This is a genomic window from Bacillus sp. GW823-FHT06A10 (assembly GCF_058795375.1).
In genome coordinates this window covers 2,678,045-2,690,360 of the sequence record NZ_JBXAHT010000001.1, presented here as the reverse complement: position 1 = coordinate 2,690,360, position 12,316 = coordinate 2,678,045, and the positions used below count along the sequence as shown (strand labels likewise).

10 protein-coding genes are annotated in these 12,316 nt (G+C 31.1%); 5 read left to right on the top strand and 5 right to left on the bottom strand.

Annotated features, from left to right (window positions below):
• Positions 1 to 181: 181 nt before the first annotated feature.
• Positions 182 to 1,225, bottom strand: a complete 1,044-nt coding sequence (locus tag AC1Q8M_RS13720; protein ID WP_001204217.1) for a Fic family protein — start codon at positions 1,223 to 1,225, stop codon at positions 182 to 184.
• A 1,309-nt stretch (positions 1,226 to 2,534) separates the two neighbouring features.
• Here AC1Q8M_RS13720 and AC1Q8M_RS13715 point away from each other — a divergent pair.
• Complete coding sequence (locus AC1Q8M_RS13715) at positions 2,535 to 3,911, top strand: lytic polysaccharide monooxygenase (protein ID WP_025966609.1); 1,377 nt, start codon at positions 2,535 to 2,537, stop codon at positions 3,909 to 3,911.
• A gap of 271 nt (positions 3,912 to 4,182) precedes the next feature.
• On the opposite strand, the gene AC1Q8M_RS13710 is transcribed toward AC1Q8M_RS13715, so the two are convergent.
• Both AC1Q8M_RS13710 and AC1Q8M_RS13705 read right to left on the bottom strand, forming a co-directional pair.
• Positions 4,183 to 5,598: a phosphatidylinositol-specific phospholipase C gene (locus AC1Q8M_RS13710; protein WP_098855463.1), complete on the bottom strand. Its 1,416-nt coding sequence runs from the start codon at positions 5,596 to 5,598 to the stop codon at positions 4,183 to 4,185.
• A gap of 412 nt (positions 5,599 to 6,010) precedes the next feature.
• Positions 6,011 to 6,580 (bottom strand): hypothetical protein, encoded by a 570-nt coding sequence (locus tag AC1Q8M_RS13705; RefSeq protein WP_000782798.1) that lies wholly within the window; start codon positions 6,578 to 6,580, stop codon positions 6,011 to 6,013.
• Between the two features lie 706 nt (positions 6,581 to 7,286).
• On the opposite strand from AC1Q8M_RS13705, the gene AC1Q8M_RS13700 reads away from it, so the two are divergent.
• From AC1Q8M_RS13700 to AC1Q8M_RS13690, 3 genes are all read left to right on the top strand, one after another.
• Positions 7,287 to 8,486: an FAD/NAD(P)-binding oxidoreductase gene (locus AC1Q8M_RS13700; protein ID WP_000857342.1), complete on the top strand. Its 1,200-nt coding sequence runs from the start codon at positions 7,287 to 7,289 to the stop codon at positions 8,484 to 8,486.
• A 66-nt stretch (positions 8,487 to 8,552) separates the two neighbouring features.
• Positions 8,553 to 9,989, top strand: a complete 1,437-nt coding sequence (locus tag AC1Q8M_RS13695) for an MBL fold metallo-hydrolase (RefSeq protein WP_098368380.1) — start codon at positions 8,553 to 8,555, stop codon at positions 9,987 to 9,989.
• Positions 9,990 to 10,038: 49 nt separating this feature from the next.
• On the top strand, positions 10,039 to 10,395 hold the full coding sequence (locus tag AC1Q8M_RS13690; protein ID WP_225988587.1) for a hypothetical protein: 357 nt from the start codon (positions 10,039 to 10,041) through the stop codon (positions 10,393 to 10,395).
• A 212-nt stretch (positions 10,396 to 10,607) separates the two neighbouring features.
• On the opposite strand, the gene pssA is transcribed toward AC1Q8M_RS13690, so the two are convergent.
• Entirely contained in the window at positions 10,608 to 11,099 is a 492-nt protein-coding gene (gene pssA / locus AC1Q8M_RS13685) for a CDP-diacylglycerol--serine O-phosphatidyltransferase (RefSeq protein ID WP_098855462.1), read from the bottom strand.
• 501 nt (positions 11,100 to 11,600) lie between these two features.
• Here pssA and AC1Q8M_RS13680 point away from each other — a divergent pair.
• Positions 11,601 to 11,783 (top strand): DUF5065 family protein, encoded by a 183-nt coding sequence (locus AC1Q8M_RS13680; protein WP_043352867.1) that lies wholly within the window; start codon positions 11,601 to 11,603, stop codon positions 11,781 to 11,783.
• 210 nt (positions 11,784 to 11,993) lie between these two features.
• On the opposite strand, the gene AC1Q8M_RS13675 is transcribed toward AC1Q8M_RS13680, so the two are convergent.
• On the bottom strand, positions 11,994 to 12,176 hold the full coding sequence (locus tag AC1Q8M_RS13675; protein WP_071714626.1) for a hypothetical protein: 183 nt from the start codon (positions 12,174 to 12,176) through the stop codon (positions 11,994 to 11,996).
• Between the last annotated feature and the right edge of the window lie 140 nt (positions 12,177 to 12,316).

The following is a 12,316-nucleotide window of genomic DNA, read 5'->3' as shown; positions in this document are numbered from 1 at the left end:
TCATTCTATGTTTATATTTCATTTTATTATAGGAAAAGGCGGGGGAAGCGGACCTTTTCCTATAAAATGTTTTGTTGGAATTAGAAATAACTAAAAAAGTAATATTATCTTAAAATTAAAATGAAATTCAATGATAAGGTTATAATTGAATTTTTAAACCTCATGTGTATTGAAAGTATGGTCAAATCTTAATCCACGTTGCGTTTCTTCCTTTTGTAACTAGCTTAATATGGCCAAACACTTGCAAGGAATTTAAAGCCTTACTGATTGTACTTTCTGCAATGTCTGGATAAGTGTTACGAATACTTTCCTTAGTAAAGGGTTGTTTTTGTTTAAGTATAAAATCCTGAATTCTCTCAACTTTAGTATGTTTACATATAGAATCTAGAACTGTGTTATGTAGATCTTTGTAAGCCTCTAATATAATGGTTAAAAACGTTTTTAACCAAAAGCTATTATTATGTTCCTCGCAGTACCAATTCACCGAAGATTTATAAATCGAATTGTAATAATCAGATTCGTTTTTCTTAATATATTTATCCAAACATACATATTTTACAAATGTATGTCCACTCTTAATTAACAGCAATTGCATTAACATAAATGCCAGCCTGTTATTACCTTGATTGAAAGGGACTATGCAATAAAAATTTAATATAAAACGAGCTATTAATAAAAGTGAATGTAGCCCCTTACTAGTATTTAATGAGTTGTATTGATCACATAATTGCTCCATAAACCGTGGGATAAGTTCATGCGGAAGAATGCGGTAACTATTCAAGTGCATTCCATGTTCTGGAACTCCTGGAATAATAAAAGGTTTTTCACGCCATTTGGCACTGTCAGAGGTAATATAATGTATTAGTTGAAAATGTAATTCCTGTATAGTTGCTGGATTAATTAATAAAGTACAGGAGTTTTTATGTACAAAAGAAAGTGTTTGATAATAGCAGAAAATAGCATCTTCAGAAATATTTTGAGGTACTATATCATCTAAAATAAGTTCTTTTAATCTTTTATTAGGAACTTTTATATCCTCATAAATAGTTGTGAAATTTTTTATGTAATGTAGTGGTATAGTTTTTTCTAAACTATTAAATATGTCAGGGTTTTGTTCCTGATAAGCAGCTAATTTTCCTTTGAATTCGCTAATTTCACTTATTAAATTGATTAACCTCCTTTTTAATTCAATATTTTTGTACTTATCATCAAAAAAGTCTCTCATTTTTGTTCCTCCTGTAACCCCTTAACACGTTGTTGCATATATCTTTCCATTCTAAAGGTATGCCACGAAATCATTGTAAAATAAAGATATTGTAGGTCTGATTTTGAATATATATATCAGAATCTATATTTTTATTTAACAATTAAAATGTGGAAATTATAAAGAAGAATCGTTACGATTCAATTTTAATAGGCATAATCCTAACATCAAATGCAAAAATGTACAATAAAAAAATATAAAATATAAAACTATCAAATCTTTTGAAAGATTATCTAAAAGAGTTTTAAGAAGTTGTAGGTATAGATGTTCTTTGGTTTAGGAGTAAATAATAAAGCGATAATAAAGTTTTCATAGGTAATTAAAAAGTAGATAGACTATTAATTTGTGACAATTACGTGCCTAATCTATCATATGCTTTTATGAGAATTCTAAAATTAAATCCTAATGAGCTGAATTTTCTATATTTAGCATAAATATTAGGGAGGCGTGCTGATGAAATGTATCATTTTATATAGAAATATGTAACGTTTAACACTCGTATTGTAAAATATTTTGACATACGTTAATTTAAATATTAGGTACAGGAACATTTAATAAAAACTCAGTACTAAAATACCCTTTAAACGTTTCACCCTAAGAACTTTTCTCAAGCACACTGAAGTTCATCCTTTGTTTCTGTGCCTTATTAGATAAAAATAACACAATAAATTATTAGAATGTGATAGTTAAAATTGTATTTTTAAATCTTTTCTATTTTTAAACCTTTTCTCTTTTCTTAAACATTAACAATTTCTTGATAATCTGTTTAAAGTAAGGAAATACAGGATAGAAAATAGCTATTAATAAAGAAAATACAGTTAAGCTAGATACCTTAAGTTATTTTATAAGTAATTAAGCGTTAGTTTGAATTAGTAGGGGTATTATATGTGTTTTAACCTCAAGTGTATATGTTTAAGGTTAAAGAATTTGTGAGTGGTATAAAAGTAGCGGAAGTCTGGAAGAAACGGATATAATCGGTTTCTTCTAGACTTTTTTGCTTTTTGTAATATAAAAAATTTATTTTTCCTACATGAGGAATTTTTTGTTTTAATATTTGAATTTTTTGTGAAATTAAATGGAGTTTTTATTCTTCTTTTAATACATAATGTTACAAAATTGCTTAATTGTATTTACTTTATTTTTATAGGAGATTAAAAATAATAATAAATGTACCAATTTATGAGAGATATTAATATATTAATTGACGATTTGTTCGTTTATCCCTATATTGCTATTATATTAGCGAAAGCAATATATTGGGGGGAAAAAAATGAAATTGAAATTAACATCTAAATTGGAAAGATTAAGAACAAGTAAAAAGGGGATTGGTGCTTGTGTTTTGGCTGCAGGCATGACAGCAATCACAATGACTCCTCAAAGTGCGTATGCACACGGGTTTGTTGAAAAGCCGAGTAGTCGTGCTGCTTTATGTAGTCAGAATTATGGGGCATTAAATTTAAATTGTGGAAATGTAATGTATGAACCTCAAAGTCTAGAAGCACCTAAAGGGTTTCCCGATGGTGGACCGATTGATGGTAAAATCGCTTCGGCAGGAGGACTATTTGGAGGAACTCTTGACCAACAAACAACAAATCGTTGGTTCAAAAACACAATTAAGGGTGGAGAAAATACATTTACATGGAAATATACAGCAGCACATTCTACAAGTAAATGGCATTATTACATTACAAAAAAAGGATGGGATCCTAATAAACCATTAACACGTGCGGAATTAGAACCAATTGGAACTGTAAAACATGACGGTTCGGCCGCATCAAATAATTTAACACATACAATTAATGTACCAACTGATCGTAATGGTTATCATGTTATTTTAGCTGTATGGGATGTAGCAGATACGTCAAATGCCTTTTATAATGTAATTGATGTAAATTTAGTAAATAATGAAACACCTGATACAGTAGCTCCAAGTCAACCAACTGAATTAAATGCCTCTAAAGTTTCTGCCAATAGTGTTGAAATAACATGGAAGGCCTCTACTGATAATATAGGTGTAAAAGAATATCAAGTGTTACGTAATGGAGAAGTAATTAATACGGTACCAGGTACAACTTTTATTGATAAAAAACTAAAAGCAGATACGGAATATACTTATACAATAAAGGCATTAGACTCTGCTGGAAACATATCAAAAGAAAGTGAAAAACTAAAGGTTAAGACAACACATGCAATCCCAGATATAGAGGCTCCAGCTCAACCAAAAGGATTACATAGTATGGGTACAACGGCGACAACTGTTGATTTGATGTGGAGTCCGTCAGAAGATAATGTAGGTGTTGACCATTATATTGTATATAGAGAAAGCGCTGGGGTTATGAATAAAATTGGGACGGCGGCTAATACATCCTTTATGGATAAAGATTTGAAGGCTAATACATCGTATAAATATGTAGTGACGGCGGTTGATTTAGCTGGAAATGAATCTAGTAGAAGTGATGTTTTGAATGTAACAACAAAGTTAGAGGATTCCGCATATGAAAAATGGGATGCAAGAAAAGCATATACTAAAGGTGATAGAGTAATACATGAGGGGAAAGTGTACGAAGCGGTTCAAAATCATCAAGGAAATGGCGACTCAAATTGGATTTTTGCTTTATCGCTTTGGAAGCCAGTTTTGAATAAATGATAAGCTGAAAAAGGTAGTTAACAAATTTGGATTGCTCTTTAAAAATTAAGGGCTGTTTCAAATATAATTATCTAATGGATTAAATAATATGTTAATAAAGTGAAATTTTAATCAGTGAAGGTTTTGTTCATCCCCCACTGATTATCATCCCTCACCAATCGGGCTTTTACGGGCGCCCGTTAATGCGGGATAAAATTTAAACGCCATCCTAATGTTTACGAAATGAAATTAAAAAAGAATCCCAATGGAATTCCATTGGGATTCTTTTTTTTTAATTTGTAATAGCGTATATTTTCACTGTGAATTTTCTAGTGGCACCAATTGGACTTGCAATATAATATTTAGTATTTGTGTAAGCTTCAGTCCTAGATTCATGTGAAATATTTTTCCAACGAGTAGAATCTATTCCTAGGGAAACATCAATCATTACATTGAAAGAAATAGTAGAAGGATAATCTTTTTCTGAAGGCTCAATAACCCATTTTAATTCTTTGGTACCTACAGGTAAACTATCAATTTTAAAGTTTTGGCTGGATCGATTTTGTTGCCCTGATAAAGGACTAGATTCAGATGATATTTGTGAAATTAATATTTCTTTTTCATTTGAATGTATACCATTTAATTTAATGATACTATCAATTAAACCTGGACCGGGAAAATCAGCTGCGATGATACCAGAATGTTTAATTGCGCCTTGTTGTAAGAGTTCGGTCCCAAGTGTATTCATCCCCCCATAGTATACTTGTCCGTTTCTATCACGAGGGAAATCACTCCACGCATTAGTGGAATTCGTTTGAATCAATTTAGGACTACTGTCAGTATTCCTGCTCTCTTTTCCGCTTGCAACAAACCAAGGATATACATTATTTAAAAATGCGGCTGCGCCCCCCGTACCACTAAAATGGTTGAGATGAATTTTTCCATTATTAAAATTAATATTTGTATTTTGTAGATGGTTTTTTATCGCAATCCATTTTGTATATATTTCGTCTGGTCCGCTTCCAATTTCAAATTTATCTTGTATATTTAAACCTTCGTAATCAATCCCGTACAATTGAGCGGATGTAAAGTTTTGTAAGATTACAATTTTTCCGCGGGTATCTCCTAAAGTAGGGTTATTTCTATCTGAAGTTGGTACGGAATTAGGATCCCAAAAATATGAAGCATTAACGTTTTTATATTTTAAAAATATCTCCTCAAATGATAGAGATCCACTTTCAGGATTAGTTTCTTCTTTTAAGCGCATTAATATTGTTTCTGTTGGATGATCTTTTAAAAATTGAATGGTCTCTTTTAATACATCTTCAAACACAGCTTTTTGATTTACAACGCCATGATACATTGCAAAAGAATCTTTTACACGTTTAACACGCATATCTACATATCGAATTCCAGAATTTAATTGTTGGGATAAACTCATAGTTTGATTTCTTGTCAAATTTTCATCAAGAAAACTCGCTCCATGTAAAGCCATCGTACCGTGAGTCCCTGGAATAGATATTTCACTTATTTTTGTTGAACCTTCTATTTTCGACATCCACGATGGATTTTGATACCCTATATTGGATTCATAGGAGTAACCTGGATGACTATCAGCTAAAATAGTAGATGGTGTACTTAAACTTGCTAGTGTAATACAAGTAAGGATGCTAATTTTAAAGAAATTTCTCATTTTTATTTTGTTCATTTTTTCTCTCCTGACCTTTAAACAATTGTTAGATGATTTTTTACTATATTTATTGTTTTTCATTCTTAAGATAATAAATTTTTGTATTTAAAAATAATTAACAATAGGAGGAGTAAGTTATTTGAGACTTTAATAATTTTTTATTATAAATTGTCCCTAATAGCCAAACGGATTCTTGAAAACTCGAAGTATAGCCTCCAAAAAACAACTGTTTATCGTATTCAATACAAACAAAACAGAAGTCCTAAAAAAGACTTCTATTTTGTGACATATAATGAATGATAAGGTGGTAAACAAATCAAGATAATGTGATTGAGTGGTAAAAATTTATTAATAGCTGTTTTAGAATCTCTTATAACAAGGCTGATTACAAAAAGCGGATCTCTACACTGCTAATAAAAATTGAAAAATTCTACTCATTAAAACTTAGACTAACTACAGTTGCAATTGATTGGGCTGCATGTTCCCAGCTTCCATCTATAACTTTACCAATCTGCTGACCAAGTGCATTTAAATCATTTGGATTAACTGGAATTCCATTATACGCAGCAAGAATTGATAAAAGTGGAGCAGCAAATGGTGTCCAACCACCTCTGTCAATATTAAATACAGGTTTATCTAGTACCTTTCCATCTTGTACTGTAAACTCATAATAAAATTGATCATCTGGACGAAAACTTAAATGATGAGAGATTTGCCCCTTAACATATTTTTTTCCTGCACCTAGATTTACTACTTCTATTTCCTTTACATTAAATTCATGTTCAAATACTTTGATTTTTTTGACTTCTGGACCATTTAAGGCAGCTTGAACGGCTGTTTCCAAATTGTTTTGTGCAAAAGGTTGAATACTTAATTGTGCCTCTTTTAGTTGAATAGGAGCCTCCTTTTCTGCAGCAAACACCGAGGTAGTAGGTAGTGCACCTGTAGCTAACGTAGCTGCAAGTGCCGTTGTCATCATGATTTTTCGTTTCATCTTCATAGTTTTCCTTCCTCTCTTAAAGTTATGATATATAATTTTTTAAGATTGACACGGTACAATTTTTTTCATAATGCACGCAAAAAACTGGTTTAAGAACTATGTGAAAAACGTGTCGGAAAATTAAAATTAATTATATATGTATTTTAAATGATATATATCTACACATATTTTTTCAATTTTTAGATAAATTAAACAGTCATTACTGCATAAGAGTCAATTTAGCACTTTATTTATCTATACACTTCCTATAAACACATTTAGTTCATAGTAAAAGTAATATATTTGATATTAAATGTCTTGCATAATGCGATAAAATTTCACAATTTTTTATCAATATATACAGAAAAAAGTAACGAAACTTAAGTGATATTTAATACTTTTCATATTTGTGAAGTATGTGAATTTGCTTATTGTAACATCTAAGATGTTAGATGTTGTTTTTTAAACATTACTTATCCGGATTCATGAAAAGTATTTTAATATATTTTTTATTTTATATAAAAATATATAGTTTTAATATTAAAACTAAAATATGGAAGTAACATAGGGGATTTACGCATATAGTAATGTTGATGGTGAAATTAACAAAATTTTCATTTAAATCAGATAAATCTATGATGTTTTTAACTTATAATAATGTTACTACGATGAAAAAATGGCTACTAATTAGTTAATTTAAAAATCAATTTTAGATAGGAAGAGGATAATGAAGACCAGAGATACTTATAAAATTATTGTAATTGGTGCTGGGACTGCAGGAATATCTTCTACTGCACATTTATTAAGAAATATCCCCCTATTGAAAGAAAGTATAGCGATTATTGATCCGTCAAAAAAACATTATTTTCAGCCACTATGGAGTTTAGTGGGGGGAGGAATTGTTTCAAAGGAAAGTACAATGCGTGATCAAGAATCGCTTATTCCAAAAGGGGCAACGTGGATCCCTAAAAGTGTTGTTAAGTTATTTCCGGATGAAAATAAGATACTGTTAGATGACGGACTGCTGCTTGAGTATGAAATTCTTATTGTAGCAGCTGGTATACAAATAAATTGGGAAGGTATTAAAGGCTTAAAAGAATCTATTGGGACTAATGGGGTATGTAGCAATTATTCTTATACATATGTTGATTCTACTTGGAGAGAAATCGAAAAATTTAAAGGAGGAAATGCGCTTTTTACCCACCCTAATACTCCTATTAAATGCGGTGGTGCTCCACAAAAAATTATGTATTTAGCAGAGGAGTATTTTTGTAATAGTGGTGTAAGAAACAGAAGTGAAGTAATGTTTTATTCTGCAAACAGTAACATCTTTCAGGTTCCGCGATATGCAAATACTTTAGAACAAGTACTAGAAAGAAAGCAAATTATAACGAACTATAATAAAAACTTAGTAGAGATTATCGCTGAAAAAAGAGAAGCAATTTTTGAAGATATGCAAACAATGAAAAGAGAAACAGTACCATATAGTATGATACATGTTGTTCCACCAATGGGACCACCTAACTTTATCAAAGAAAGTGAGATAAGTGATCATCAGGGCTGGGTAGATATAAGTCCTTATACTTTGCAGCATGTACAGTATAAGAATATTTTCGGACTTGGAGATTGTACCAATTTACCTACCTCTAAAACTGGAGCAGCAATTCGAAAGCAAATACCTGTCTTAAAACAAAATATTATGGACGTACTTAACGGAAGAGACTTGCAGGCTAAATATGATGGATATACATCATGTCCGATTGTTACAGGATATAAAAGTCTTATACTCGCTGAATTTAACTATGAACATGAGCCACAAGAAACGTTTCCATTTAATCAAGCGAAAGAACGGTATAGTATGTTTTTACTTAAAAGATATATGTTGCCATATATGTATTGGAATTTAATGTTGAAAGGGATTCTATAGGAGAAGATAAAAAGTGGTTACAAAAATTGAAAATCAATTTGAAATAACTAATTGGAGGGAATAGCTATGCTTTTAAAATATTTTTATGATGAAAAATTAGCACATGCTTCCTATTTAGTCGGTTGTCAGAAAGAAGGCGTAGCAATCGTTGTTGATCCCAGTCGCTATATAGAACAATATATAGAATTTGCTAAGAAAGAGGGGATGGAAGTAATTGCTGCGGCTGAGACTCATATTCATGCTGATTTTCTTTCTGGGTCTAGAGAACTTTCTAATCTTTACCATGCAAATTTATATGTATCTGATGAAGGAGATTGTGATTGGAAATATCAATATCTTAACGAAGGTCGATACAAATTGGTTAGAGAGGGCACAGAGTTTAAAGTAGGTCATATAAAATTTAATGTAATTCACACCCCAGGGCATACGCCTGAAAGTATCTCTTTTTTAGTAACTGATACAAGTCAAAATAATTTTACGAATGATAAACCGATAGGGATTTTCACAGGTGACTTTATATTTGTAGGAGATATAGGAAGACCTGATTTATTAGAAACAGCTGTTGGTATGAAAGATACAGCACAAATAGGAGCGAAACAATTATTTGATTCTATACAAAAAGTAAAAATACTCCCTGATTATTTGCAAATATGGCCATCACATGGTGCAGGAAGCGCATGCGGAAAAGCATTAGGAGCAATTCCAACTTCTACATTAGGTTATGAAAAGATGTTCAATTGGGCATTTCAATGTAATGAAGAAAGTGATTTTGTATCGATTTTATTGACGGGACAGCCAGAGCCTCCAAAGTATTTTTCATTAATGAAGAATTTAAATAAGTATGGTCCTCCAATTCGTAAGAAGAGAAAGATTACTACTATTAATACAGTAGAAGAACTCCAAGAAGTTATGAGGAGTGTTCAGCAAATAGTTGATATAAGGGATGTAGAGAGTTTTGCTTCTGGTCACATTGAAAAATCAATTAACATACCTTATAACAATTCTTTTACAACTTGGTGTGGATGGTTACTAGATTATAAAACAGAGACTTTAATCATTCTAGATGAGGAAAAGGTTAAAGTGGAGGAAGTCATTAGGGACTTTGAATCTATTGGGCTAGATAATATTGTTGCTTTTGTACCTTTAAAAGTAATAAAAAAATTTGATATATTAGAAAGTTACAAGGAAAAAACATCAATTGAATTATATCGGCATATAAAAGATAGAAGTGTTAAGGTTATCGATGTGCGTAGTAAAAAAGAGTGGGAGGAAGGACACCTTCATGATGCAATACATATTACTTTAGGTAATCTATTTGAGAAGATAGATTCTATACCAAAAGATTGCCCAATAGTTTTACAATGTCGAACCGGGTTGCGTTCAGCTATAGCAGCTAGCATTTTACAAAAAGCTGGTATAAAGGAAGTAGTGAATTTAAAGGGGGGATTTATTGCATGGAAAAAAGAAGGGCTTCCTTATACAACATGCAATCTCAACGCGTAGGAAAATATTATATGACAGGTAAGAATAATTAAAAGAAGTTATAGATGACGTGTTAGACAAGGAAAGCATAATTGTTGCAGCTTCAGGAAATACATTAGGATTATTAATTGATTATCCAGTTAAATATGAAAATGTAATGTTTGTTTCAGCATTAAAGAATTTGACATTGGATCCATCTTTTATCGAATGGCAGTGTTGGAAGTACTTAGGTATTATCAATAAGAACCCAATCAAAAATTCTCTTGGATGCAAGAGAATTTTTTTATTGGGAATAGTAAGGGGGAGGGGAGGTGCATTACATATGGGAAAAGGTAGAAGTAATAATGCTGGTAAAAAGCAACCGAATTTTGATGATTCATCTAATTTTGCTAAACAAAGCCAACCGACAGAAAAGAAGAAGAAATAAGAACAGGAGCTCTCTTGATAAAGGGAGCTCCTGTTAAAAGTGGATTGACGTTTCAGAATAACATATCGATGGATTAACCCAATAGCCATAAATACAAGGTTTTAATTTTTACGAAGGGCACCTAATTTAATATTATTGTCCCGCTTTTTTATACTTATTGATGCGTTAAATCCATTTGAGATGCTCCTTAATGGCGTTGGGCGTGACCTTAATTAAAATTTTTTAAACCTAATGGGACTTACCATTAAGAGGGCGAGGATTAAAGTAATCCATGCATTACTATATGAAAACAATACCATACCAGCCAATGATAATCCTGCAGCTGGAATAGGTAATCCCTTAAAATATCCAATAGTTGGTTTAATACTAAATTTAGCTAATCTTAAAGCACCCATTGTTGGGAATAGGATAAATGCCAAAGAAGTTAAAATAGAAGGTGTTGCTATCGTATGAAATAAAAGCGCAGGAGCGACGCCGAAACTAACAATATCAGCTAAGGAATCCAATTCTACGCCAAACTCACTGTTCACTTTTAATTTTCTCGCAATTCTTCCATCAAGAAAATCTAAAACAGCTGAAAAGAAAATGAAAATGGAGGCTACTCCCAAATATTCATTCATATTCAAGGTGATTGAGAAAACGCCGCACAATAAATTTCCAATCGTAAATAAATTCGGTATGATTTTTACAAGCTGATTAAACAAGTTTGTTCCTCCTAAATTAATTAAACTTCACATTTCTGTAGCAATTTCTATATATTCTTCCGTTATTCTTAAAAATATATGACCACTGTATTACTGTAAGCTAATTAAATTTCGATAAGAGAAAAATTGATTTCTTAAACGTTCCGCTGGTTTATAAAAATGTTTAATCATTTTCAGTACGCGTTATTGAATATTAGCACTTGATAGTTGATATTTCGAGTAGTCAGGGATTTTCCGGTTCTGGTGCAAAAAATTCAAGGTAATTAAAAATAATCTCTAAAAAGGAGACATAATGATACTATTATTTTAAAAAGGTTCGTGGTTGGTATCGAATATAAAAAATTGGAATTTTTATACAAAAGGCACCCGAAAGGGTGCCTTTTGTACCTCTTAAAATGACTGAAGATGCGTTTACTTGAGTTCATTAGATAGTTAGAGGTTGATAGACTATCTTTAACGAAAATGTTGCGTAGTTCATCTACATTATATATCGATTTAATAATGAACGGGGATTTAGAAAGTTCCAAGGAAAGTACATATCAACCTGATTGGAAGATTGGAAATTTAATAACTGGTGATACATTTTACTTAACGCAATATTTTGGTGCGCAAATGAAAATTTTTAAAGTCCACACAAATGGTACCCTAGAACGATTTCAAACAATAGAACCAGAATTAAAATAAAATTTTTGCAGGATCAATTAAATTCATTCCTTGTTATGCAAACACATTTTCAGCGGAAATAACTTCATCACTATTTTGCGCTAGACAGACTTTATAAAAAATGGTTACATTTCCTGATCTTGAAATAATCCTCTCAAATTGCAATTCTACTTTTTTTGCAAATTTTACTGCATCAACAATATTTGTAGAAGTAAATGCTACAAAAGTTTTTCAAATGAAATTTATAAAAGCTTGATAGGCAATACCAAGGGAAAAGACCGTAGCTACCATATGTGCAGTCCATTTAGGCATATTTAAATTTAATACGGTATTGTACAAGATTCCATATACGATACAAATGATTAATACAAATGCAATGAATTGAAGAGCTAACAAAAATAGTGGTTGATCCATTTATTCTCACTTCCTTTGTTTAATATATTAATATAATTTATTTGAAAGTAGAAGTTTTATTTCTATAAAGTTCCAAAAATTTGATGTAAAAGGGATATTAGTAATCACAAGAATTGATGCAACTATGATGTAACTAAAAA

What these genes read in the sequence shown, in the direction of transcription:
- AC1Q8M_RS13720 (WP_001204217.1), bottom strand. Translation starts at nt 1,225, where the DNA reads ATGAGAGACTTTTTTGATGATAAGTACAAAAATATTGAATTAAAAAGG.
- AC1Q8M_RS13715 (WP_025966609.1), top strand. Translation starts at nt 2,535, where the DNA reads ATGAAATTGAAATTAACATCTAAATTGGAAAGATTAAGAACAAGTAAA.
- AC1Q8M_RS13710 (WP_098855463.1), bottom strand. Translation starts at nt 5,598, where the DNA reads ATGAACAAAATAAAAATGAGAAATTTCTTTAAAATTAGCATCCTTACT.
- AC1Q8M_RS13705 (WP_000782798.1), bottom strand. Translation starts at nt 6,580, where the DNA reads ATGAAGATGAAACGAAAAATCATGATGACAACGGCACTTGCAGCTACG.
- AC1Q8M_RS13700 (WP_000857342.1), top strand. Translation starts at nt 7,287, where the DNA reads ATGAAGACCAGAGATACTTATAAAATTATTGTAATTGGTGCTGGGACT.
- AC1Q8M_RS13695 (WP_098368380.1), top strand. Translation starts at nt 8,553, where the DNA reads ATGCTTTTAAAATATTTTTATGATGAAAAATTAGCACATGCTTCCTAT.
- AC1Q8M_RS13680 (WP_043352867.1), top strand. Translation starts at nt 11,601, where the DNA reads ATGAACGGGGATTTAGAAAGTTCCAAGGAAAGTACATATCAACCTGAT.
- AC1Q8M_RS13675 (WP_071714626.1), bottom strand. Translation starts at nt 12,176, where the DNA reads ATGGATCAACCACTATTTTTGTTAGCTCTTCAATTCATTGCATTTGTA.